We start from the raw sequence: 23,540 nt of genomic DNA, 5'->3' as shown, positions 1-23,540 counted from the left end.
TAGGTACAAGTACGTTAACCAAAAGTACTTCATCTCATATTATATAGGCAATTTATAAACCTTTTAACAGCCACTTTTATTGCGCTAAATTACCTTTAAGCTCTTGCTGCTGCCCTTTTGACGGTTCAGGAGTCTGTCTTTTATGCCAACGTTCACTCAGTAAAAAGACTGCGGGTGCAAAAATTAAAATGGTCGCCATTGAAAAGAAGGTACCGAAGCTTAAGCTGATCACCATTGGGATCAAATATAGTGCTTGGGTCGATGTTTCAAATAACATAGGCGCTAAACCAAGAGTTGTGGTCATTGCGGTAATAACGACAGGTCTAAAGCGGCTTAAACTGCTTTTGATTATTGCAGTTTCAATATCAAGACCTTGGCGTATGTGCTGCTTTATTTCGAGTAAGAGCACAAATGAGCCATTCAGTACTAAGCCTGACAAAGCTATCATCCCGAACAGACTCATCACACTAAAAGTTTGCCCAAGAATAATGTGTCCAAGCATCGCAGCGGCTAAGCACAGCGGGATCACGCTAAGGATTAAAACGGCATCAATCACGTTTTTGAAGTAGATAGCCAGAAAAGAGAATACAATAAACAAAGCTAGCAGTATTCCTGTCATCAGTTGGTTATTGACTTTGCGCTCTGTCCGGGCACTGCCACCCAATTCAATCTCGACGGTTGGATATTTTTCCATTAAGTTAGGAATAATGGAGTCCGAAAGTTGCGCTGTTATTAACGCAACATTGGCAATACTACGAATAAAACTGCCACTAACTTCGACTTGTACAATACCATCGACTCGGTCAATTTGAGTTGCTGATAAAATTGGCGTTATTGTGGCGATTTGTTTGAGTAAAACCTGTTCGCCAGTTGGAGATGTGATGAGTAGTTCCCCGAGTTGATTGGCTTTGAACTGCTCGTCACGGTGGCGCATAACGCGTATTTTTAGCTCCTCGTTGTTTAGGATTTGTCTTTTAACTTCATCACCATAAAAGCTATTGCGAACTAACGCGCCTAAACTTTCGCTATCAAAGCCTAACATGCTGCCACGGGCGTTGATGTTCAAAGTATATTCGCGTTGAGCATCAATAAGTCCACTATCAATATCGGTAACGCCCTCTATATTTCTCAGTTGTGACATGAGCTCAAAGCTTGCTTTTTTTAATAATTCGCTGTCGCTTGCGCCCAATTCTATTGAAAGCTCTTTTCCACCGCCAGGGCCCACTTCAAAATCAAAGAACAGTGATTTTACACCAGCCAACTCCCCAATCTCGCTGCGCCAAATATCCACTAACTCTCTTGCGGTATAGTTACGTTTGCTATCTTCAACAATCTGAAAAGTCGTTGATGCGGAGTTTGCTCTAATGCCGACCATGATATGTTTATAGCTATCTGGGGCATTTAAGCGTGCAAAAGCACGTACTCCAGCTGCTTGTATAAGCGCCATGGTATTTTTCTTGTCAGTAAGAGCAGAACCTGCTGGAAACTCAACTTCGGCATCAATACGCTGTGATTCAACCTTTGGGACAAAATCTGCATCAACTCGACCAGAATTAACCCAACTAAAGGTCACTAAAGTGATTGAGATAAAAACAGCCAAAATGGTTAACGGCTGACGTAACGCGTAACCCAATACTTTACTGAAATGAATATCCCTTAGGGTTTCGAATGCAGTGAAACTCTTTTGTTGTATTTTATTGAGATAGTTGTGCTTTTGCGGTTTATTAAGTTGCTTTAAGTGATGAGGCAATATTAATAAGGCTTCAATGAGAGAGACGATGAAAATTGCAAAGATTAGCAATGTCATCGGTTTGTACATTACCCCAAGCTCTCCGGGGACAAATAGTAATGGCACAAAGGCAATGATATTGGTGACAACGGAGAAACATACCGGGACGCTCATCTCTGAAGCACCTTGCTTAAGTGCAATATCGATTTCGCAGCCTTGTTGAACTTTTTGATAAATATTCTCTGCAACAATCACCGCATCATCAACCAAAATCCCGAGAGTGATAATGAACGCAAAAAGCGTAACCATATTCAGTGGAATATTTAAGGCCGGCATGAACGCCAGAGATCCAATAATGGCTATCGGCACCCCCATACAGACCCAAAACGCCAAGCGCATATCTAAAAATAACGACAATGCAATGATGACTAAAATCATCCCTATTAAGCCATTATCTAGTAACAGATCAATACGAGTTTGAAATGAATGCGCTTGGTCATCGAGTACAGTGATCTTCGTATTTGCAGCAAGGGTTTGTTGATACTGACTGACAAAATTTTGTATTGCACCACTCAGCTCAATAGGCTTGGCATTCTTACTTTGGTAAATAACCAGCATAACGCCTTGTTTACCATTAATTAAGAACGGTGCTTCTTGCTGAGAATAGCTAAAGCTAACATCGGCAATTTGCCCCAGTTTTATCTCAGCTCCATCAGCTTGGGCTTTAATAGCTATCTGCTTAAATTGGCTAACTTGATCTTTCCGTCCCAGCGTACGAATGAGTACATCGCCGGCATCGGTGCTGATATTACCAGCGGAGATATCATTAACTTCAGTGGCAATTTTTTGGGTGATGTCGGCTAACGTTAGTTGATACTGGTATAGCTTATCTTGGGTGATCTCAATAATTATCTCTGGTTCTCTGACACCAGCGATTGCGATTTTTGCTATATCGAACTGCGCTAACAAGGCATCTTTAAGTGTACTTCCCTGCCTACGTAATTCAGTCTCTGTAAGGTCGCCATAAATGCCAAACTCAATTAAGGAATCGAGCTCTTCAACTAAAGATATTTGTAATGGCTCCATGCTGGCTGGAAAGCTGTTGATGGCATCAAGATCATTTTTAACATCAGCTATAACACTGTTAGCATCGACGCCATCGTTCAGTGTGAGTACCACTCTTGCTCCTCCCTCCATGGCGCTCGCAGAGAGTCGATCAATCTGGACGTTTTCTCTGAGGCTGTGCTCGATGGGCAGCACGATACCTTGTTCGATTTCTCGTGGTGTCGCTCCTGGAAAGCTGGCTGTAATTTCTATTTCATCAACTTTAAATGAAGGCGATGTTTCTTGTCTTATATCGCCAAAGCTGTAAATCCCTAATATGAGTATTGCCACTGTAAGCAAATTAACTGCGACGGGATTATCAATCATCCAGTAGATGAGTCGATTGATAAGTGAATACGACATTTTTGAACCCAAGGCTTGTTCGGTGAGAGAAGGGTGACTCATTAGAGTACCTCCACAATATTAACGCTCATGTTTGCTTGTGGGGCGTGGAGCTTATTACTGATGATCTGTTCACTGTCGATGAGAGTGTTGACGATCACGGCACTGTGTTCGTCTTGGTAAACAATGTTTACAGGCTCACGCTTGAGTGTACTTTTTGAGGTGACTAACCAAATATGATTATTATCAATGGCTGATAACGGCACGGTTAATGTGTTGGCAATAGGGGCAAAGAATAGCTTTGCCTCGACAAAGTCGCCAATAATTAGTGGGTTTAAATCGTTTGTTGGAGGCTGATATTGTGCAAACACTTTTTGCAGTTGAACCTGATTATCCAGCATTGGGAAAATATGACTGATATTGGCATTTACTGTGCGTTGAGTGTCAGGTTGGTAGAGTGAGATAGTTTGACCAATACTGACTTTTGCTGCTAACTCGCGAGGTAAATAAATTGGTACTCTCAGCTCACTGATATCGACTAACTTCGCAATTTCATCACCTTTGGCTAGGTAGTCACCAGAAGAGACACTCTTAGATTGAACAAAGTAACGCTTATCGCTGTGCCATTGACTGCGCTTTAGATCCCGCTCTGCAATCGTTAGTGCATTTTTTGCAATACTGAGTTGGGCTTTAGCTTGGGCGAGCTGTGGTTTTCTAAGCAGAAGTTCTAAGTCCAGTTGCCATTCATTTTCATCAAAGTCCTTTTGCATCATTTTATAGTCTTTCTCAGCGATGCGTTGTTGTCCTAACTCTAGAGATAGTTGCGCACTGGCAATCGCCACTTCTGCTTGTCGTTGAGCAAGCTTTGCGGATAAGTCTGATTTTTCTTGTTGAAATACACTCTCACCAATATTAATAACGCCACCTGTAATGATATTGTGGGAAAGGTGAGTGAGTAGGCCTTCAACTTGAGCGGTTAAAGTGAGGGTGTTTTTAGCTGTAACCGTCCCGTAAGCAGTGTAGCTGGGAGTATATTTCTGCTGTTTTATATCAATGACATTGACGTTCATGATGGGGTCGCTATCTGGCTTCACTGCAGCTGAAGGAGAGGTCATTTGCAAAACATAGGCGACAATTATGCCACTGGTCACCACCAAAAGAGGGAGGTACTTTTTAACTGTCATTTGGGAAGCGAGTTGTTGATGGTTTTTGCTATTGTTTTTGGCTGTCATTATGTTACCTAAGTTAAGCGCACTTATTTGCACAGACGTAATGAGCTTGATATATCTCATTATTCAATAACAGGTAAACTAACTAAGTTGATGTGAATAGAATGTCAAAATAGTGGCTCTGAAATGACACATTTCAGCCGAAGTTCAGTGTTTGCCGTTTAAGGTTGATGTTACTTCAACTACTCAATGTCTCTAATGAAAACTCAAGTGTCACAGTGATTTTTTTGGGAAAGGCGGGCCTAATTTGCACTTCAGCAGCGGGTAGGCGCAAGCGAGTAACTTTCGGACGCTTTTATTGAGATATTTGCTGGGTGACTTTTTCAGTAGATCTATATTTTCAATATCTCCGTCTGCAGTCAATGTGAAAGCCACGGTAATATTGCCTTGGTGGCGTCTGATTTTTGCCTGCTTAAGGTCGTGTTTACGTTTGAGTATCTCGCTTCTAACAAAGTTTATATATTGATTTGTTTTGCGTTCAATAGGGTCAACCCCATTTTCTAGAGCAATAGAGGCATGAGCTGAGTCGGTTTTACGCTTGCTTCAGTCGAAAACCATGTTGGATGATTTAAGCTGATAGGCTAATTCTACTTAGACAAGTTCAAGCAATGATCAATCTAATACCAATTGCATTAAAAGTTTGACCATTCAGCGGGAATTCAAAACGCTGTAGGCAAGTAGCGGGATTTGAGCTAATAGTTATTCTATATCCAAATCCCATAGCGAAGCATACAGCGATTTGAAACCCGCACTACGTGAGCCCCTCAGTCTTTCCACTTCTGCTTTGCATTGGCTTAAAAGGGAATAACCATTTCTTTACCGATGCGCTTTGAATTGAAAAGACTGAGGGACTCTGAACTGGCCAAATACTTAATGCAATTGGTATAATGCTAGATTAAAAAGAATTATGGTCAATTGGGCCTGAAATATGAATATGTGGCAGATTAAAGCCGTAATACTCTTACCTTGTATATAGGCTCGCCGCTTTAGCGCATAGCCCTCTAAACCAGCGATGACTGGGATCATTAGTTCGAGATGAGTGCCAAAACATCGCCACTTCAATCGGATCTGTTAAGAATGGGGTTTCAAGAGGCTTAAGGTTGTGGATCTGAGTGTATTGCGCGACTGCCGTTTTTGGTAACAAGCCGATATAATCGGTGCGCATAATCACTGGGAGCATTTCCATAATACTGCTGGCTTGCCATGCTACATTGCGTTGACCGAGTATGCCTTCACCTTGTAACCCGCGGCCAATCAGGTACGCATCATTTTTATCAAATTGTGAATGAGTAACATGTTTCTCATTTAAGAATTCATCAATGGTAATACTGTCACCTGTAAGGCGAGGGTGATCTGTGCGGCAAAGTAGTTGCAGAGAATCTTGCATGATAACTTTAGAGCGTAAGTTAGACCGTTGGTTGGTCATCACTTCAATCACTAAGTCACACTGCTGCGCCCGCAATTCATTGGTCATATCGCGCCCTAAAAGTGGTTCAATTTTAACACTGGCAAGCGGTGCTTCAGAGCTCATTAAGGTACTTAACTCGGGTAGTAAGGTAAACCCAAATACACTCAACGCGCTGATCCCAAAACGTCGCTCACATTCAGCGGGAATAAAATTTTTATGCACTGGTAGCATGTAAGCAATGCTTTCAACCGAACTTGCCAATGTGGGATAAACGTCAATAGCCAACGGCGTAGGGGTAATGCCATGGCTACCGCGGATGAATAACGTGTCTTCAAAAATAACTCGCAATCGGTTAACGCTCTGACTCACCGCTGACTGGGTTATTCCCAGCCTTTTGGCTGCTTTAGTGAAATTCTTCTCTTCGAAAATAGCCACAAAAGTGGGGATTAAACTGTAGTCAGAATGTTTCATATTCTTATGCCTGCGCTAATAATGTCAGCCTGAAATAAGATATCTTATATCACCTATCAGCCAACTTATAGTGAATTCAATTATTCTAGCTCCAACTTAAAGTCGTTAACCTAACAACTAAGCGTGGTTACTATGAAAAAAACACTTGTTACTTTATCAGTTGCTGGTGCACTGTCTTTTACAGGACTAGCAATAGCTCATGACAATGAAGCAAACCGATTCGAAAATGTTGAAGTGACTATTCCAACACTTTCGCATGATTACTTTCTAGGAAAAGATTCAGGTGCTACTCATTACTGGCACGGTTCTGAAAAGAACATGCAGTGGTCAGCTACTGGTGGTAACGACGCTTTTGATGCTAAGTCTGACAAGGTTCACCCTGAATTAACAGCCCATTCTAAAAAAATGGATAAGGGGATCTTTACTTACAAAGAAAACTTTTACCAAGTCTACGGATACGGGCTAACATCACCGATGATTGTTGATGGTGACAATGGACTGTTGATTTTTGACCCAGTTGAATCTGTAGATAAAATGAAAAACGTGATGGATGATTTCCGTAAGATGACAGGTAACACTAAGCCTGTTGCTGCAATCATGTACTCACATTGGCATCCAGATCATTACGCTGGTGTGCGTGGTATTGAAGGCGCTGAAAACGCAAAAATTATCGCACATGAAACTTTTATGGCTAACGTCGTAAAAGGTTCTATGGGCGGAACGGGTCCAGCGCTTGGTTTCCGTGTTGACTATTCATTGGGTACGCTGATCAATGTTGAAGAGGGCGGAAGGATCAATGGTGGCTTAGGCCCAGATTTCGAAATTCGCGAGCATAGCTTAATTGCACCAAACACGCTCGTCGAAGGCAAGTTTGGTCAACTAGATCTTGAAATTGAAGGCATCAAGGTTGAATTCAAGCATGTTCCTTCCGAAGCATCGGATGAAATTACTGCATACTTCCCAGAATCTGGCGTGTTGTTTGGTTCTGAAGTGATTCAGGGCGAAAGTTTCCCCAACTTACACACCATTCGTGGCACGCAGTATCGCGACCCAAGTGTATGGTTTCCTGGTGTAGATATTCTCCGTACATACAACGCAGAAGCGATGATGTTGTCTCATGGTCGTCCAGTTGTGGGTTCTGAGTATGTAGCTAACACATTAACGGCTTACCGTGATGCGATTCAATTTACTTATGACCAATCAATTAAGTTAATCAATAATGGCGCGACGCAAGAAGATTTGATCCGTCAAATCAAATTGCCTAAGCATCTTGTTAACCATCCGTTCCTAGGTGACTTTTACGGTTCAATCCGTCATGCAGCGAAAGAGATCTTCGTTGGTGAAATGGGCTGGTTCGATGGTGATCCAACGACACTTAATGCGACCTACTCTGTAGAAGCTTCAAAGCGCTATGTTGCGATGGTTGGTGGTAAAGAGCAAATGATGAAGTTTGCTATGGATGCCTGTGATAGCTCTGATTATCAGTGGTGTGCTGAACTTGCTACACATGCAATCCGAATCGACCTTGAGGATATGGAACCTAGACTACTTAAAGCTAAAGCTTTACGTGAACTAGGTTACCGCGAGACTAACAATAACTGGCGTAACTGGTACCTAACTTCTGCTCAAGAACTTGACGGTACTATTGATTACTCGAAGAAAATTAACCTTCAAGCACCTGATCTAATGGCTGAGTTCAAGCCTGATCAACTGGTTAATGCACTTCGTTTTGGCCTAAATGCTGACCGTAGCCAAGATAAGCATTTCACCGTAGCATTCGAGTTTACTGACACAGATGAGACTCATGCAGTTGAAATCCGTCGCAGTGTTGCCCAGTTCCACAAAGACTTTGAAGGTGAAGCTAAAGCAACCGTTAAACTAACCAAAACAGTATTCTTAGGAATGCTAGTGGGTAAAGTTGACTTTACTAAAGCGGTTAAAGAAGGTTACATTAAGCTAGATGGCGATGCGAAAGCCGTACCTGAATTCTTTGGTTTGTTTGATAAGCCAAGCGAGAATCCAAAGGTGACGTTACGCTAATTGTTAGATTGAATAATGCCACTCATTAAGAGTGGCATTTTTTTAGGTATTTTAGTATTTATAGGGCAGCACTATGAGACAGGCTTTCGTTTTAGTCATTACGCTTTTAATCAGCACTTTTACATGGTCATGCGGTAATCACGTTGATTTCTCTACACCACATATCCATGATCCAGAAGCGCTACTGCTTGCGGCTGCACAGTCAAATCTGGAGGCGCCTAAAACCATTAACTTGAGTGATATTTTCGACGGTGTATTAACAAAATCCGATAGTGTTGAAAAGGTTGCTGAGCATCAACATTCGAAAGATAATAAACATCGTCATTAGCTGTTAAAAACGCCTATTTTGCCGTTGGTAACCTAATCTCTTGTGGTTCACAGGTATTTGATTCAGTGACGCTTTAAACACTTAACAGCAGATATCCACCAACAATTGCTATCACTCCACCAGACGAACGAACAAATCGGTTTCGTGGATCTTTGTTCTGCATAGCAATACCAAGTAACACCCCAACAACATGTATTGCCGATGTTCCACAGATAAACCCTAGAACATAAAGTGCTGGTTCGGCAAGTTGCGGCATTTCTACTCCATGAGCATGACCATGAAATATGGCGAAAGTAGCGACAAAGGCCATTACTAGCCACTGAGGTAATCTTTTATCGATTGCTAAAGCAAGACCTAAAAGTAAAACAGATACTGCAATTCCAAACTCTACCAATGGAATAGGAAGTGAAAGTAGGCCTATGATCCCGCCACAAAGCATGAATAACACAAAAACTGCAGGTACAGTCCAGATTGCTTTACCGCCAAGTTTAGTACTCAGGATCCCAACACATATCATCGCTAGCATGTGATCAAAACCGAGAACCGGATGATTAAATCCAGAGATAAAACCGCCGCCAGCATGAACCTCATGGGCTTGTGCAGGTAGAGCAAAGAAAAGTGTAAGGAAAAACAAAGTTATAAAACGCATTATCATAATAATCCTTTATATGATGGACTGAGAAAGACAGCTGCAATCTACACCACATTTATGAGATATAAATTGATATGCATCAATAACTTGGCAAACATAGTGCATGCTTTAATGACATGTTATACCAATTGCATTAAAAGTTTGACCATTCAGCGTGAATTCAAAACGCTGTAGGCAAGTAGTGGAATTTGAGCTAATAGTTATTCTATATCCAAATCCCATAGCGAAGCATACAGCGTTTTGAAACCCGCACTACGTGAGCCCCTCAGTCTTTCCACTTCTGCTTTGCATTGGCTTAAAAGGGAATAACCATTTCTTTACCAATGCGCTTTGAATTGAAAAGGCTGAGGGGCTCTGAACTGGTCAAATACTTAATGCAATTGGTATTAGGGAGTGTTACTCACATTGATGGGTATGAGGTTAGAACGCCTATTTTTGCGAGAGGTATCGTGGTTGGCACTGTCGGTGCTAAATAATGGCTAATAAAAAAGCGCCAAGAGGGCGCTTTTTATAAGAATGCCGAACCCATTATTTGTGGCGTTTACCCGCACGCTTAAGCGCTTCATTTTCTTTACGCGCCTTCTTTTTAGCTTCTTTCTCTGCCATGATTTTAGCAACTTCGACTTTTTCAATCTCTGCCATCGCAGGGGTTTCAAGCGATAGTAAGCCCATTTTTCCTGAGCGGAACTCATGTAATACTAACTCTGATGCTTTGTGCAGATCGATACGTCCACCAGGACGCATAGCGCCGCGTTGACGCCCAATGGCTTCAAGCAGCTCGATATCGGTATCGGGCAACTCTTTTAACTTATAACGTTCTTTAATGGCTTCAGGGTATGCCGCTAAGAAGTACTCTGCCGCAAACATAGCGACATCTTCATAATCCATTGCGGTGTCTTTAATTGCACCTGTAACCGCTAGGCGGTAACTGCTTTTATCGTTGTCGACCTTTGGCCATAAAATACCGGGGGTGTCAGATAGCACAATACCGTTGCGCAAGTTAATACGCTGCTGGGTTTTTGTGACTGCTGGCTCATTACCCGTTTTTGCTATGGTACGACCCGCTAAGGTATTGATGATGGTTGATTTCCCTACGTTGGGGATCCCCATAATCATGGTGCGGATATCTTTTTCAATTTTGTCGCGGCTAGGGACAAACTTGCGACAAAGATCAGGGATCTTCTTTACCTGCGCTGCTTGCAACGTGGTGATAGCCATGGCTTTTACCCCTTGCTCTTGCTCAAGGTATTCAATCCATTGCTGTGTAACGATAGGATCGGCTAAGTCAGATTTATTCAGTAGTTTAATACATGGTTTATCACCCCGCAGTGAGGACACCATGGGATTTTCGCTGCTGTATGGAATACGAGCATCTAGCACTTCAATGACCAGATCCACTTGAGGCATAACCTCTGCGATCTCTTTTTGTGCCTTATGCATGTGCCCGGGGTACCACTGAATTGCCATCTGCTTGCTCTTTGTTCGAATAACGATATGGAGGGGATTTTACCTTGTTGCGGTTAATTTTAACAAATAAAAAGCGCCCTAAAGCGCTTTATTAGCCGTTTAAGCGTTAAATAACACCTAATTCACGTAAGCGTTCCATCAAATAACTATCGGCAGTGTAGTTTTCCGATAGCTTAACCTCAGGTTTAGGATGCAAAAACAGCGGTAAAGAGACGCGTGCTTTGGTCATATCGCTGCCTTCAGGGTTTATCACTCTATGGCTGGTTGACGGAAAGTAGCCGCCAGAAGCCTCTTGCAACATATCACCAATGTTGATGATGATATTACCAAAGTCACTAGGCACATCAATCCAAGAGTCATCTTTAAGCTGTACTTGCAGTCCAGGCTCATTGGCTGCAGGCAGCACGGTGAGTAGGTTGATGTCCTCATGCGCTGCGGCGCGGATAGCACCGACTTCTTCATCGCCAGACATTGGCGGGTAATGCAGAACACGTAACAGTGTTTTATGACTGTCTTCTATCATCTTCGGTAAAGCCATTGAAAACTTATCTTTTACCTCTTGTGGCGAGTGCTGCTCAACCCAATCGAGCAGCTCAGAAGCGAGGCTATTGGCACTATCGTAGTACTTCAATATATTGGCTTTTAGCTGTTCTGGAATACGGCCCCATGGATAGACATGATAGTACTCTTTAATATCTTTCACCGTGTGGCCTTTGGCTGTTTCTGATATTTCAGCAGGGAAGAAACCATCTTGAGTTTCTGGCTTAAATAAAAACGCTCTTTTTTCTTCAGTATTGAAGAAGGCTTGCCACTCACTGTAGATATCCTCAACCAATTGTTTGTCGATGGGGTGGTTACTTAACACGCCGAACCCAGTGTCACGCAGTGATTTTACAAATTTTTCAGCACTGTCTGCCGCTCTGTAATCAATTGTCTCTAGTTTCATATTCTCTATTCTTATTTTTAGTTAACCCGAGGCAAGTTTAGCGGCGCTGTTATTTTGACGCAATCATCAGTGAGCTAGATCACACTTACTATTGTTTAGCACAATGAAAAGTGACTCGTCGGAAAAGGTTATTACATTAGATATTAGTGCGTTAGCAATCAACAGCCCCTAGTATTATACTGCCAAATAATTTGAAGTTTTTTAATTAATGGATAGTAAACATATTGTTTTTTAGCATTATTGACCGAAATAGTTCATCTTTATGTTATCTGCTCGCTAAAGTTAGTCGGGCCAATAAACTAATTTAGCGATGGATGAATGTAATTTGTTTTATCTAAGGTCTATATGATCAAGTCATTCGGTATAGATAGAGTAGTTCTCATGCGTAAACTAACAGATTTTGAAAAACAGGTAATAGAACAAAAGGGCACTGAAAGACCCTATAGCGGCGAGTTTTATCAGCATGATGTACAAGGGGTGTACTGTTGTAAAAAATGTGATGCTCCTTTATACCGCTCTGAGAGCAAGTTTAATGCTCACTGTGGTTGGCCAGCCTTTGATGACGAGATTAGCGGTGCTGTAAAGCGTAATATTGATGCTGATGGCCGTCGAATTGAGATTGTATGCGCTGAGTGCGAAGGGCACCTTGGGCATGTTTTTGAAGGAGAGTACCTTACCCCTAAAAACGTAAGACACTGTGTTAACTCTGTATCGATGGTTTTTAAGTCAGCTTTAGAGATAGTTTCATCGGTTGAAAAGACTGAACTGGCAACATTCGGTGGCGGATGTTTTTGGTGTACAGAAGCCGTTTTTAGCGCCCTAGAAGGTGTAAAAAGCGTCGTTTCAGGTTATGCGGGTGGGAGTGCTGCAGACGCTAATTACCGTGCTGTGTGCAGTGGCATGACAAGTCATGCTGAGGTGGTGCATATCGAGTTCGACCCTGATGTTATTAGTTATGAAAGTCTACTGGAAGTATTTTGGCAAAGTCATGATCCCACCACCCTAAACAGGCAAGGGAATGACAGCGGGCCACAATATCGCTCGGTTGTGTTTATTCACAGCGATAAGCAAGCTGAGACAGTAAATGGGATGATTAATACATTGACCAAAGCTTGTGTCTGGCAAAACCCTATCGTCACTGAGGTCTCAGCTTTCGATGGTTTTTATCCTGCAGAAGATTACCACAATGACTATTTTGAACTTAATGGCGAGCAGCCCTATTGCAAAATAGTGGTGAAACCCAAAGTGGATAAAGTGAAGGCTTTGTTTGCTGAGTTACTTAAAAGTAATTGATTACTACAAATTTAAAGATAAAAAAGACGAGCCCTAAGCTCGTCTTTTTTGTGTGACTAACAAACTCAATTTTTACGAATCGAGTTTGTCGTCAGCTACTTTGTAATGTGGATCTTCGATTAAGTTCACTTCCACTAAGTCACCAGCTTTATGTAGCAACTCTTTACAGTCATTACTTAGGTGACGAAGGTGCAGTTTTTTACCTGCGCTCACATAACGTTCTGCTAGGGTATCAATAGCATCAAGTGCTGAGTGGTCACATACACGTGAGTTTTGGAAATCAACAATCACATCTTCAGGATCAGTCTTAGCGTGAAACAGCTCTAAAAACTCAGCAACTGAACCGAAGAATAATGGGCCATTAAGTTTATATACCTTCCAGCCATTTTTATCTTCACTGATCTCAACGTTGATATGTTTTGCATGTTCCCATGCGAACACAAGTGCTGAAACAATTACCCCAACAAATACCGCAAAGGCCAGATCGGTAAATACGGTTACGATTGTCACTAGGATAATCACAAATGCATCGTGCTTAGGTACTTTGCGCATCACTTTAAAGCTAGCCCATTCAAACGTACCCAATACCACCATAAACATTACGCCTACAAGCGCTGCCAGTGGGATCATTTCAATCAGTGAAGAACCAAATAAAATAAACGCAAGTAGCGCAACTGCAGCGGTTATCCCCGATAAACGACCACGTCCGCCAGAGTTAATGTTAATCATCGACTGACCAATCATCGCACAACCACCCATAGCGCCAAAGAAGCCACTCGTGATGTTACCTACGCCTTGACCAATACACTCTTTATTACCACGGCCACGAGTACCTGTCATCTCATCAATAACGGTTAACGTTAGTAATGACTCAATAAGGCCTACAGCTGCAAGGATTAGTGAGTAAGGCAAGATGATGTAAAGTGTTGCCAGGCTAAATTCAACCGCTGGAATTGAGAATGTAGGTAAGCTACCAGCAATGGTTGCGTGCTCATCACCACTCATTGATTTCAAGAAATCTAATACGGTACGCGTATCTAGATTCAAGAATGTGACTAATAAGGTTACTGTTAAAATAGCCGCTAAAGATGATGGTATTGTCGTGGTGAGCTTTGGCAAGAATTGAATAATAGCCATAGTCAGCGCTACAAGCCCTAACATCAGTAATAACTGATCTTGTGGTAGCCAACTCATAACACCGTTTGCATCAGGAGTTTGAAACTGTCCTAACTGCGCTAAGAAGATAACAATAGCTAAACCGTTTACAAAACCTATCATTACTGGGTAGGGCACTATTCGGATAAATTTACCGAGCTTTAATACACCAGCAGAGACTTGTATAAGACCCGCTAGCACTACAGCAGCAAAAAGATACTGTACGCCATGTTCAGCAACTAGGGCGACCATCACCACTGCCATCGCACCAGTAGCACCTGAAATCATGCCTGGGCGACCACCAATGAGTGCGGTAATTAATCCCATGATAAAGGCGGCATATAAGCCAACCATAGGCTCAACACCTGCAACGAATGCAAATGCAACAGCCTCTGGCACTAAAGCAAGGGCAACGGTTAAGCCTGAAAGTAAGTCAGCTCTTGAACTGGCAGTTTTGTGACGAATGAGATCGAACATTTAGCCTCTGTTAATTATTTGTTGATTGATATATGTCTGGGCGCGCATACTACCAAAATTAAGCTAATTTTAACATAAAAAAAGCCATGCTCTTCAGCATGGCTTTTTCGATACTGCTTTACTCTAGATTAGGTACGAGACATATCTGAGTTAGCGCTATTTGCAACACGTGGTTTCACGTCGTTATTTTTTTCAGATGCTTCATATTGACGACCTGTAGGTGTTTCAATATTTTCTCTGACTTTAACAACAGGTTTTGTCATTTCTGACATCACCATAGAGCCGAATCGACTCGCTGGTTTAGCTTTAGTAGCCGGTTTTGCTTCTGCAGCAGGCTCCGCAACAACCTTTTCGATAGTTTTTGCTTCGGTAGGCTTAATTGCAGCTGGTTTTGCCATCGGTGCAGATACCGCCTTTGAGCTAGCCACTGTTTCTACAGGCTTGGCTTTAACTTCAGCTGCCAGCTCAGCTTTCACTGCTTCAGCTTTAATTTCTGCTACTGGCTCAGCTTTAACTTCTGCTACTGGCTCAGCCTTCACAGCTTCTGCTTTAACTGGCGCTTTAGCTACTGGCTCAGCTTTCACTGCTTCAGCTTTAACAGGAGCTGCGGCTACTGGAGTCGGTGTCTCAACAACAACTTCAACAGCAGGCTCAGACACTACAGCGGCTTCAACAGCTTTAACCTCTGGGACATCAACCGGCTTAGGCTCAACGTTAACTGTTGGCTTAAAAGCTGGTGAAGTGTTCATCGCAGATGAACTTGCAACAGAGCTTGCTTTTGCTGGCTGTGGTTTTTCTACTTTAGCTTCAACAACAGGTTCTACGTTATCAGCTTTAACAACTTCGGCTGTTGCAGTTGCTTCAACTTTAGCTTCAACGGCTGGTGTCACCGGCGCTTCAACATGAGTTTCTATCGCTTGAATAGATTCAATGTCTTCGTTTGGCGTAAATACAGCTTCAGAGGCATTCTCATCACCTTGCTGAGTGTCTTCATCACGACGACGACGTTGACCCGCAGCACGAAGATGACGAGGACTACGACGACTTCTACGTTGGCCTTCACGAGGCTCACGTGACTTATCATCGGTAGACGCTTGTTCAACATCAGCTGACTCAGTTGCTTCGACCGGCGTCGATACTGACTCTGCTTTAGGCGCTGCTTGTTTTACTGCACTTGTTTCTGTATTAGCAGCTTTATCATTTGCGACGGTTTCGACATTAGCTGAAACCTCTGCAGTGACTTCAGTGCTTTCAACCGACTCAACCTTCGCTCTTGGCTTACGAGGCTGGCGCTTAGGGCGTGCTGGCTTATCGTCAGCCTTCACTTGCACAGGTGCTTCAGTATTCGCTACAACTTCTTTTACTTCTTCCTGCTCATTGCTTACACGCACTTTACGACGCATGTTGCGGCGTTGACGACGCTCCCGTGCTGCTTCTTGCTTAGGCTCAGCATTTTCGTTGTTAGCCTCTGCTTGCTTACGAGGTTTCTCATTGCGTTGTGGACGTTTATTATCATCTTGAGCTTTTGAACGGTTGTCATTAGCGTCATTACGATTGCTCTTATTACGCTTGTCTTTATTTTGCTCGTTGCCATTACGATTTTCGTTGCGGCCTTCGTTGCGGTTGCGACGAGGGTCATTACGACGATTATTGTTACGACGGTTATTGTTACGAGACTGACCGTTACGGCTTCCTTTGTCTTGCTGTTTAGGCTCAACTTTAGGCTCTTCGTTGCTAGAAAATAGCGAACTGATCGCTGCAGCTATCTTAGCAAACAGACCCGGCTCAGCAGGTTTAGCTGGTGCAGGTTTTGTTTCGACTTCAACGGGAGCGACTTTTTTAGGTGAAGAGAAACCTTTAAGAGCTGGTTGCGGCGGCGCTGCGCGCTCAAGCTTACGAGGTTCGTATAGCTTAGCCTCTTCTTGCTCTAGTAGCTTATAGCTAGACTCGCTGATCTGATCATCTTTACGATGACGAACAACACGATAATCTGGTGTTGTCATGTTCGGATCTGGGATCACATATACTTCAACATTGTGGCGCTCTTCAGTGATACGAATCGCTTTACGCTTTTCGTTCAATAGGAAGGCTGCTACATCAACAGGTACTATCGCTTCAATTTGCGATGTATTCTCTTTAATTGCTTCCTCTTCCATCAAGCGTAAGATGGAAAGAGCAAGTGACTCAGTACCACGAATCGTGCCTTGTCCATGACAGCGAGGACAAAGGTGAGCGGCAGACTCTTCTAAAGAAGGGCGTAGACGCTGACGTGACATCTCCATCAAACCAAAGCGTGAGATACGGCCTAATTGAACGCGAGCTCTGTCGTGATGTACGGCATCTTGCATACGCTTCTCAACTTCACGTTGATGGCGAACGGGTGTCATGTCGATGAAATCGATAACGACTAAACCACCTAGGTCGCGCAGACGTAATTGACGTGCAATCTCATCAGCAGCTTCTAAGTTTGTGTTTAGTGCCGTTTCTTCAATATCTCCGCCTTTAGTTGCTCGGGCAGAGTTAATATCGATAGAAGTTAGTGCTTCTGTTGGGTCGATAACAATTGAACCGCCAGAAGGTAAACGCACTTCACGTTGGAATGCTGATTCAATCTGCGTTTCAATTTGGAAATGAGTAAATAGTGGAACTTCAGCATCATAACGCTTAATACGTTCAACAAAGTCTGGACGTACTAATGAAACGTGCTCTTTGGCTTGCTCATATATACGAGGGTGATCAATAAGGATCTCGCCAACATCACGACGTAAATAGTCGCGGATAGCGCGAACAATCACGTTACTTTCTTGGTGGATTAAGAATGGCGCTGGTGCACTTTCAGCGGCTTCTTTAATTGCCGCCCAGTGATGTTGTAGAACTTTTAAGTCCCACTTTAGCTCTGCAGGATCTTTACCAACACCAGCGGTACGAACGATAAGGCCCATACCTTGTGGTATATCAAGCTCAGAGAGTGCCGCTTTTAGTTCTGTACGCTCATCACCTTCGATGCGACGAGAAATCCCGCCTGCACGCGGGTTATTTGGCATTAAGACTAAGTAAGAGCCAGCAAGACTAATAAAGGTTGTTAGTGCAGCTCCTTTGTTGCCGCGCTCTTCCTTATCAATTTGAATGATGACTTCTTGGCCTTCTTTAACCACTTCCTTAATGTTAGGACGGCCTTGGAAAGAGTAACCTTTTGGGAAATATTCGCGAGCGATCTCTTTAAGCGGTAGGAAACCATGGCGATCAGCGCCATAGTCAACAAAAGCAGCTTCTAAAGACGGCTCAACACGAGTGATCGTCCCTTTATAAATATTTGCTTTCTTTTGTTCGTGACCTGGGCTTTCAATATCTAGATCGTATAATTGTTGCCCATCAACAAGGGCTACGCGCAACTCTTCAGATTGAGTTGCATTGATTAACATCCGTTTCATGATGACTTAATTCTTCTTTATAAAGGTCATCAAACGATACTTCTTTCACTGCATTACGGGCCTAGGATTAAAAAACAGGACCTCACGGTCGGTCTCTAGGCAAGGTGCGCATTTGCTGTTAGACGCATTCTCTGCGTGTCGCATCCTATTTATGGCTTATTTTTTAATGTTTACAAAAACAAGGAATTCGTTGTAAAAACGTCAACCAACCCCATAAATTCTTAAAATACTTTCCAGTAATGCCAATTCGAAATGGTAGCGTCTGACGACGAGTTAAAATTATTCTTCGAAATTGGGGCGTTTAGAGCAGAGAAACCAGTTGTAAGTTGGGTTTACGTTTTGATTTAGTCGTGAAAGTCCACTTATTGACTTTTTGATTGATACAACGACCTGTAAATCAATTATTTACTATCAAACAGTAAACATTTTTAGTCTCATGCTTTAACGTAATGCTTGGGGGACTTGTGAACACTTTATCCACTAATTATCCCAGCTAGCCGGAGAAATATAGCAATAATAGATAAAATCAGCAATTGAAAAGGCACAATTCTTTTCACTTGTTGTACAATACGTCGCAACGAAATACATAGCGGCGCAGCATGAATACTCCATCTCCAAAAGTAGAAGTTCGAATGGTTACCATTGATGAGGACCATACTGGACAACGTATAGATAATTTTCTATTAACTAAATTGAAAGGCGTCCCTAAAAGTATGATCTACCGGATTGTACGAAAAGGGGAGGTTAGGGTTAATAAAAAGCGCATCAAACCTGAGTACAAATTACAAGATGGAGATGTCGTTCGAATCCCGCCTGTGCGAGTCTCTGAGTCTGAAGGTCGACCTGGGCCGTCAGCAAAATTAACTAAAGTCTCTCAGCTTGAAAACCGAATTATCTACGAAGATAAATTCATTATCGTACTGAATAAACCATCAGGAATTGCGGTGCACGGTGGAAGTGGTGTTGATTTCGGTGTGATTGAAGCAATGCGCTCGCTACGAACCCAGCAAAAATTTTTAGAACTGGTACATCGCTTGGACAAAGATACATCTGGTCTTTTATTGATTGCCAAGAAACGCAGTGCACTTAAGCACCTCCATGACCAGCTTCGATATAAGAAAATGCAAAAGGATTACCTTGCGCTTGTGAGAGGTGAATGGCAAAAGCATGACAAGGCTGTCAAAGCGCCACTATTAAAGTTAACACTTAAGTCTGGCGAACGTATTGTTAGAGTAAATAAAGAGGGTAAAGAATCTGAAACCCGCTTTAAGATCATGCAGCGCTATAGTGATGCAACGCTGGTACAAGCAAGTCCTATTACCGGTCGTACTCACCAAATTCGCGTGCATTGTCAATATGCAGGCCATCCTATTGCTTGTGACGAGAAGTACAGTGAGCAGAAATTTGATGACTCTATGCGCGCGCATGGATTAAACCGTTTGTTCTTGCATGCGGCTCAGCTAAGGTTTATTCATCCTGACACTGATGAAGTCATGCAAGTAAAAGCACCTCTAGACCCTATCTTAGAATCAACCTTGAGTAAGCTTAAAAAAGTATGAAACCCTACGAGTTAGTTATTTTTGATTGGGACGGAACCCTAATGGATTCTGTCAGTAAAATTGTTACCTGCATGCAGCAGATGGCTGACTCATTATCGATGAGTGTTCCAAGCGAGCAAGCGGTGCGAGACATTATTGGTTTGTCCATGGATGAAGCCCTTAAGACACTTTATCCTTTTTTGAATAAAGCTGATTTTGTTCCAATGATTGCATCATACAAAGATCATTATTTAACGCTCAATACCACGCCTAGCCCGTTATTTGATGGTAGCGAGAAGCTGCTCACTGAGCTAGCTGCAAGAAACTACCGCATGGCGGTAGCGACAGGCAAAGGCCGAAACGGTTTAAATCGTGTGCTAACAGAAACTGGCTTGGGTCATCATTTTGAATCTAGCCGCTGTGCAGACGAATCAAAAAGTAAACCCAATCCAGATATGCTACATGAGCTTTTAGAACAACTAAAAGTTGCACCAGAACGAGCAGTGATGGTCGGGGATTCGCTACATGACCTAAACATGGCTAATAATGCGGGAATTGATGCAGTAGGGGTAAGCTATGGAGCACATAGCGCTGAAAAGCTAATCACTGCCAAGCCTAAAGCCATTATTACAGAGCCATTGGGACTACTGACTCTACTGAAGTAGTGGGCCTTATTATCTCAGTGCGAAATTAAAGCTGTATATCGAAGCACTGGCTAAAAAACAGATGCTTCGACTTATTAGCGGCTACTACATACTAGGTTTGAAAAGTGAGTATGAAGTATTACAGCACTGCGATTCCTTGTCGCTGCAGCAGGTCGATAAGTGAAATTAGCGGCAGACCGACTAGTGTATTCGGATCCTTTCCTTCTAGTTTTTCAAAAAGCGCAATTCCTAAACCTTCACTCTTAAAACTACCAGCGCAATAAAAAGGCTGTTCTATATCGATATAATGGCTAATAGCCTGTTGGCTAAGCGTTCTAAAGTGGACGATAAACGGCTCGACTATAGCCTCGACTTCACCGTTTTCAACATTATGCACGGCGAGACCTGTATAAAAGGTTATTGCCTGGCCACTGGCTTGGCTAAGTTGTTCTATTGCAGTTTCTCGATTGAGTGGCTTACCAATAATCTTATTGTTAATTACGGCAACTTGGTCTGAACCAATCACAACACCTTTTTGGTATTTATCGGCACCCGCGGCGGCTTTAAGTTTTGCCAGCCTAAGGACTAAGTCGGCAGGAGCTTCATTTTCTAAAGGCGTTTCATCAACTTCGGGCGAGCAGCAACTAAAAGTCAAATTGAGCTTTTCTAGCAGTTGTTTTCTAAATGGTGAAGTTGAAGCCAATATAAGCGGCTTTGACATGAATTTGCCTTTATATAAATACGTTGTAAAAGTTAATTGGGATTTTCGCTAAAAACAGCAAGTATATGCAAGCGTTATTACGACAAATAGAAACTTACACCAGAAGTACACGGTCACTTTAATGGTTAGTGTTGGTTTAGTTGTATCGATTTGTGCTGATTAATGATGTATTGGTGTCATCGTCAGCTGTTGTACAGTTTGCACACGCTATTGTGTGGCGGTATTCAACAGTTACTGTGGAGATCAATATGTTTAAGTTATGGGTTGCTATTTTAATCATGCTCAGCGTTGTGGTTCACTTAAGTGGAGAGGTTAGCAGACCGTTCTATCCGACCATCTTATTCGCAATGGTGTTGGGAGCTGTGGCTAGAGAGGGGATTGCCAAGCTTGATCATACAATTGTTAATTGGGTATCTAATGCAGGTAAAGATGAGCGGAGCGTAGTTTAACGACGGTATTTAAATGCCCGTTGTATCTATCCTGATTTGGTCGCGTTAGTTTGCGTTAGGCAACCACTGCTGATTGGTTGATTAAATCGTATGGCTGATAGCTTTAACGAAGTCTACGCAGTTGAGTAAATAGCTTAACTCGGCTTAATACCGCCATTGTTATCACAAAAATTGCGCCGCCGACGAATTTACGAACACTTAAACTCACTTCCCGCTGAAATTTAATGTCATGGGCCTCGGGTTTCTTGTACAATGTGGTTACCTAACAACTCACGTTAGCTGAATCTAACAGCGGTTCATCACCTTGGAAGTATAAGGGTGTTGACTTCTGCTAAAATTCACCTAAAATGCGCGCCTTATGCAAACAGTAAAGATACCGGTTTCAATTGATCCCGTTCGCGCTTCCGCCAGCCAACTTTCTTATGAAGGCTTGGTGCCCGGTAAGCAGTTAAAGCGATTAAATGAATTAAGTGCCGGCGACTGTTCTGATGTGGCAGTGTCGCTTGAATGTGGCGTAGATATACAGGGGATAGTCTACCTTAGCGGGAAGGCTGTGACGGAGCTCACTCTGAATTGTCAACGTTGTATGACACTATTTACCACTGAGGTTACGGTCGAGTTTAGTTTTGGTCTTTGTAAGACTGAAGCTGAAATCGATGAGCTCCCGGATGCGTATGAGCCAATTGAGTGCAATGAAATTGGCGAAGTCCGTCTACATCAATTGATCGAAGATGAATTGATAGTTGCTATGCCTTTGATTGCCATGCATGAGAATGAAGATTGTCATCAAGGTAAACAAGACGTAGTAGTTGGCGTGATTGAACCCGCTCAAGAGGAGCGTCCAAATCCGTTTGCAGTGTTAGAAAAACTGAAGAGCAAGTAATCTAGGAGACAGGTCCCATGGCAGTACAACAGAACAAAAAATCTCGTTCAAAGCGCGGCATGCGTCGTTCACACGATTCTTTGAGCACAGCTCAATTATCAGTGGATGCAACGAGTGGTGAACTTCACCGTCGTCACAACGTGACTGCGGACGGTTTCTACCGTGGTCAAAAGGTTATCAACAAGTAATTTGTTGAGACCCTGATGACAAATCTGACGCTTGCGTTAGATGCGATGGGGGGCGATTTTGGTCCCCGCATCACAGTGCCTGCAACTTTGCAGGCACTTCGCTTAAATCCCCTCTTAAAAGTTATTCTTGTGGGCGATCAAGTCCAGATCGACGAATATCTAGATCCTGCTGAACCAGAAATCAAACGCCGAATTGAGATTAAACATACAACCGAAGTGGTGACTATGTCTGATCGGCCTGTGCATGCCTTAAGAAATCGAAAGCAAAGCTCAATGCGTATTGCAATAGAGTTAGTTCGAGACGGTAAAGCACAAGCTTGCTTAAGTGCAGGCAATACAGGTGCGTTAATGGCAATGTCTAAAGTATTGCTTAAGACATTACCTGGTATAGACCGCCCCGCGCTCGTTAGCTGCTTACCTGCTGTTAACAATACGCCTGTTTATCTGCTCGATTTGGGGGCAAACGTCTCTTGTGATTCTGAAACGTTATTTCAGTTTGCGGTGATGGGCTCGGTACTGAGCGAAACGGTTGATAAAACGGTATCTCCAAAAGTCGCTTTGCTAAACGTGGGCATTGAAGAGATAAAAGGTAATGACCAAGTTCAACAAGCGGGACAATTATTGCAACAAATTCCCCAAGTAAACTACACTGGTTTTATTGAAGGCGATGAGATCTATTCTGGTAATGTTGACGTTATTGTCTGTGATGGCTTTGTTGGTAATATTACCCTTAAAACGTCAGAAGGTATTGCAAGACTGCTTACCCACCAATTGAAAAAAGGTCTGACGGAAGGCTTCTTTGTTCGGATCCTTGCCAAAATAATAGCGCCACGTATCCATTCTTTGCTAAATCAGATGAACCCCGACCACTATAATGGAGCAAGTCTGATAGGATTGCGCGGAATTGTAGTAAAAAGTCATGGGTGTGCAGACGAAGCTGCTTTTTTACAAGCGATAAGCTTGGCAGTGACAGAAGCACAACGTCGACTCCCACAGATGATCGAAGACCGTCTTGAGTCGATTCTTTTAGACATTAATAGCTGAT

19 protein-coding genes are annotated in these 23,540 nt (G+C 42.8%); 9 read left to right on the top strand and 10 right to left on the bottom strand.

Annotated elements, in window-relative coordinates:
• Positions 1–76: 76 nt before the first annotated feature.
• The 4 genes from L2730_RS13565 to L2730_RS13555 all read right to left on the bottom strand — a co-directional run bounded on the left by L2730_RS13565 (position 77) and on the right by L2730_RS13555 (position 6,283).
• Complete coding sequence (locus tag L2730_RS13565; protein WP_248975079.1) at positions 77–3,238, bottom strand: efflux RND transporter permease subunit; 3,162 nt, start codon at positions 3,236–3,238, stop codon at positions 77–79.
• Positions 3,238–4,407 (bottom strand): efflux RND transporter periplasmic adaptor subunit, encoded by a 1,170-nt coding sequence (locus L2730_RS13560; protein ID WP_248975078.1) that lies wholly within the window; start codon positions 4,405–4,407, stop codon positions 3,238–3,240. Before L2730_RS13560 ends, L2730_RS13565 begins: the two co-directional genes overlap by 1 nt.
• Positions 4,408–4,617: 210 nt before the next feature.
• The gene (locus L2730_RS22090; protein ID WP_428848459.1) at positions 4,618–4,863 is read right to left on the bottom strand and encodes an energy transducer TonB family protein; all 246 of its coding nucleotides are present in this window, start codon (positions 4,861–4,863) and stop codon (positions 4,618–4,620) included.
• A gap of 502 nt (positions 4,864–5,365) precedes the next feature.
• The gene (locus L2730_RS13555) at positions 5,366–6,283 is read right to left on the bottom strand and encodes a LysR family transcriptional regulator (RefSeq protein WP_248975077.1); all 918 of its coding nucleotides are present in this window, start codon (positions 6,281–6,283) and stop codon (positions 5,366–5,368) included.
• A gap of 132 nt (positions 6,284–6,415) precedes the next feature.
• Here L2730_RS13555 and L2730_RS13550 point away from each other — a divergent pair, with 132 nt between their 5' ends.
• The gene (locus L2730_RS13550) at positions 6,416–8,323 is read left to right on the top strand and encodes an alkyl/aryl-sulfatase (protein ID WP_248975076.1); all 1,908 of its coding nucleotides are present in this window, start codon (positions 6,416–6,418) and stop codon (positions 8,321–8,323) included.
• A 73-nt stretch (positions 8,324–8,396) separates the two neighbouring features.
• Positions 8,397–8,651 (top strand): hypothetical protein, encoded by a 255-nt coding sequence (locus tag L2730_RS13545; RefSeq protein ID WP_248975075.1) that lies wholly within the window; start codon positions 8,397–8,399, stop codon positions 8,649–8,651.
• 73 nt (positions 8,652–8,724) lie between these two features.
• Here L2730_RS13545 and L2730_RS13540 read toward each other — a convergent pair whose 3' ends face one another.
• From L2730_RS13540 to L2730_RS13530, 3 genes are all read right to left on the bottom strand, one after another.
• A complete protein-coding gene (locus tag L2730_RS13540) occupies positions 8,725–9,303 on the bottom strand; it encodes a HupE/UreJ family protein (protein WP_428848458.1) in 579 nt (192 codons plus the stop codon).
• 528 nt (positions 9,304–9,831) lie between these two features.
• Positions 9,832–10,770 carry a ribosome biogenesis GTPase YlqF gene (gene ylqF, locus L2730_RS13535; RefSeq protein WP_248975073.1) on the bottom strand — a complete coding sequence of 313 codons (939 nt, stop codon included), beginning with the start codon at positions 10,768–10,770 and terminating at the stop codon, positions 9,832–9,834.
• Positions 10,771–10,876: 106 nt separating this feature from the next.
• On the bottom strand, positions 10,877–11,716 hold the full coding sequence (locus L2730_RS13530) for an isopenicillin N synthase family dioxygenase (protein ID WP_248975072.1): 840 nt from the start codon (positions 11,714–11,716) through the stop codon (positions 10,877–10,879).
• A gap of 381 nt (positions 11,717–12,097) precedes the next feature.
• On the opposite strand from L2730_RS13530, the gene L2730_RS13525 reads away from it, so the two are divergent.
• Positions 12,098–13,009 (top strand): bifunctional methionine sulfoxide reductase B/A protein, encoded by a 912-nt coding sequence (locus L2730_RS13525; protein ID WP_248975071.1) that lies wholly within the window; start codon positions 12,098–12,100, stop codon positions 13,007–13,009.
• Between the two features lie 72 nt (positions 13,010–13,081).
• Here the strand turns inward: L2730_RS13525 and L2730_RS13520 are convergent, their stop codons facing one another.
• Positions 13,082–14,641: a SulP family inorganic anion transporter gene (locus L2730_RS13520; RefSeq protein ID WP_044555929.1), complete on the bottom strand. Its 1,560-nt coding sequence runs from the start codon at positions 14,639–14,641 to the stop codon at positions 13,082–13,084.
• A 128-nt stretch (positions 14,642–14,769) separates the two neighbouring features.
• Complete coding sequence (gene rne, locus L2730_RS13515; protein ID WP_248975070.1) at positions 14,770–18,072, bottom strand: ribonuclease E; 3,303 nt, start codon at positions 18,070–18,072, stop codon at positions 14,770–14,772.
• Positions 18,073–18,671: 599 nt separating this feature from the next.
• Between rne and rluC the strand changes: the two genes are divergently transcribed.
• Complete coding sequence (gene rluC / locus L2730_RS13510; protein WP_044555928.1) at positions 18,672–19,631, top strand: 23S rRNA pseudouridine(955/2504/2580) synthase RluC; 960 nt, start codon at positions 18,672–18,674, stop codon at positions 19,629–19,631.
• A complete protein-coding gene (locus L2730_RS13505; protein ID WP_248975069.1) occupies positions 19,628–20,275 on the top strand; it encodes an HAD-IA family hydrolase in 648 nt (215 codons plus the stop codon). Before rluC ends, L2730_RS13505 begins: the two co-directional genes overlap by 4 nt.
• A gap of 118 nt (positions 20,276–20,393) precedes the next feature.
• Here the strand turns inward: L2730_RS13505 and L2730_RS13500 are convergent, their stop codons facing one another.
• Positions 20,394–20,975: a Maf family protein gene (locus L2730_RS13500; protein ID WP_248975068.1), complete on the bottom strand. Its 582-nt coding sequence runs from the start codon at positions 20,973–20,975 to the stop codon at positions 20,394–20,396.
• Positions 20,976–21,223: 248 nt separating this feature from the next.
• On the opposite strand from L2730_RS13500, the gene L2730_RS13495 reads away from it, so the two are divergent.
• From L2730_RS13495 to plsX, 4 genes are all read left to right on the top strand, one after another.
• Positions 21,224–21,424 carry a hypothetical protein gene (locus L2730_RS13495; RefSeq protein WP_248975067.1) on the top strand — a complete coding sequence of 67 codons (201 nt, stop codon included), beginning with the start codon at positions 21,224–21,226 and terminating at the stop codon, positions 21,422–21,424.
• A gap of 358 nt (positions 21,425–21,782) precedes the next feature.
• Complete coding sequence (gene yceD, locus L2730_RS13490; RefSeq protein ID WP_248975066.1) at positions 21,783–22,307, top strand: 23S rRNA accumulation protein YceD; 525 nt, start codon at positions 21,783–21,785, stop codon at positions 22,305–22,307.
• Positions 22,308–22,324: 17 nt separating this feature from the next.
• On the top strand, positions 22,325–22,495 hold the full coding sequence (gene rpmF / locus L2730_RS13485; RefSeq protein ID WP_020913118.1) for a 50S ribosomal protein L32: 171 nt from the start codon (positions 22,325–22,327) through the stop codon (positions 22,493–22,495).
• A gap of 15 nt (positions 22,496–22,510) precedes the next feature.
• The gene (plsX, locus tag L2730_RS13480; protein ID WP_248975065.1) at positions 22,511–23,539 is read left to right on the top strand and encodes a phosphate acyltransferase PlsX; all 1,029 of its coding nucleotides are present in this window, start codon (positions 22,511–22,513) and stop codon (positions 23,537–23,539) included.
• Position 23,540: the final 1 nt, after the last annotated feature.

Source organism: Shewanella kaireitica, assembly GCF_023284045.1.
In the GTDB taxonomy this organism is placed as follows: Bacteria; Pseudomonadota; Gammaproteobacteria; order Enterobacterales; family Shewanellaceae; genus Shewanella; species Shewanella kaireitica.
Note: the sequence above shows the minus strand (reverse complement) of the source record. Positions and strands in the feature narration are given on the sequence as shown.

Coding starts and splice junctions, on each gene's coding strand:
- rpmF (WP_020913118.1), top strand. CDS start 22,325: ATGGCAGTACAACAGAACAAAAAATCTCGTTCAAAGCGCGGCATGCGT.
- L2730_RS13555 (WP_248975077.1), bottom strand. CDS start 6,283: ATGAAACATTCTGACTACAGTTTAATCCCCACTTTTGTGGCTATTTTC.
- yceD (WP_248975066.1), top strand. CDS start 21,783: ATGCAAACAGTAAAGATACCGGTTTCAATTGATCCCGTTCGCGCTTCC.
- rluC (WP_044555928.1), top strand. CDS start 18,672: ATGAATACTCCATCTCCAAAAGTAGAAGTTCGAATGGTTACCATTGAT.
- L2730_RS13525 (WP_248975071.1), top strand. CDS start 12,098: ATGCGTAAACTAACAGATTTTGAAAAACAGGTAATAGAACAAAAGGGC.
- rne (WP_248975070.1), bottom strand. CDS start 18,072: ATGAAACGGATGTTAATCAATGCAACTCAATCTGAAGAGTTGCGCGTA.
- plsX (WP_248975065.1), top strand. CDS start 22,511: ATGACAAATCTGACGCTTGCGTTAGATGCGATGGGGGGCGATTTTGGT.
- ylqF (WP_248975073.1), bottom strand. CDS start 10,770: ATGGCAATTCAGTGGTACCCCGGGCACATGCATAAGGCACAAAAAGAG.
- L2730_RS13550 (WP_248975076.1), top strand. CDS start 6,416: ATGAAAAAAACACTTGTTACTTTATCAGTTGCTGGTGCACTGTCTTTT.
- L2730_RS13505 (WP_248975069.1), top strand. CDS start 19,628: ATGAAACCCTACGAGTTAGTTATTTTTGATTGGGACGGAACCCTAATG.
- L2730_RS13545 (WP_248975075.1), top strand. CDS start 8,397: ATGAGACAGGCTTTCGTTTTAGTCATTACGCTTTTAATCAGCACTTTT.
- L2730_RS13500 (WP_248975068.1), bottom strand. CDS start 20,975: ATGTCAAAGCCGCTTATATTGGCTTCAACTTCACCATTTAGAAAACAA.
- L2730_RS13530 (WP_248975072.1), bottom strand. CDS start 11,716: ATGAAACTAGAGACAATTGATTACAGAGCGGCAGACAGTGCTGAAAAA.
- L2730_RS13520 (WP_044555929.1), bottom strand. CDS start 14,641: ATGTTCGATCTCATTCGTCACAAAACTGCCAGTTCAAGAGCTGACTTA.
- L2730_RS13560 (WP_248975078.1), bottom strand. CDS start 4,407: ATGACAGCCAAAAACAATAGCAAAAACCATCAACAACTCGCTTCCCAA.
- L2730_RS13495 (WP_248975067.1), top strand. CDS start 21,224: ATGTTTAAGTTATGGGTTGCTATTTTAATCATGCTCAGCGTTGTGGTT.
- L2730_RS13565 (WP_248975079.1), bottom strand. CDS start 3,238: ATGAGTCACCCTTCTCTCACCGAACAAGCCTTGGGTTCAAAAATGTCG.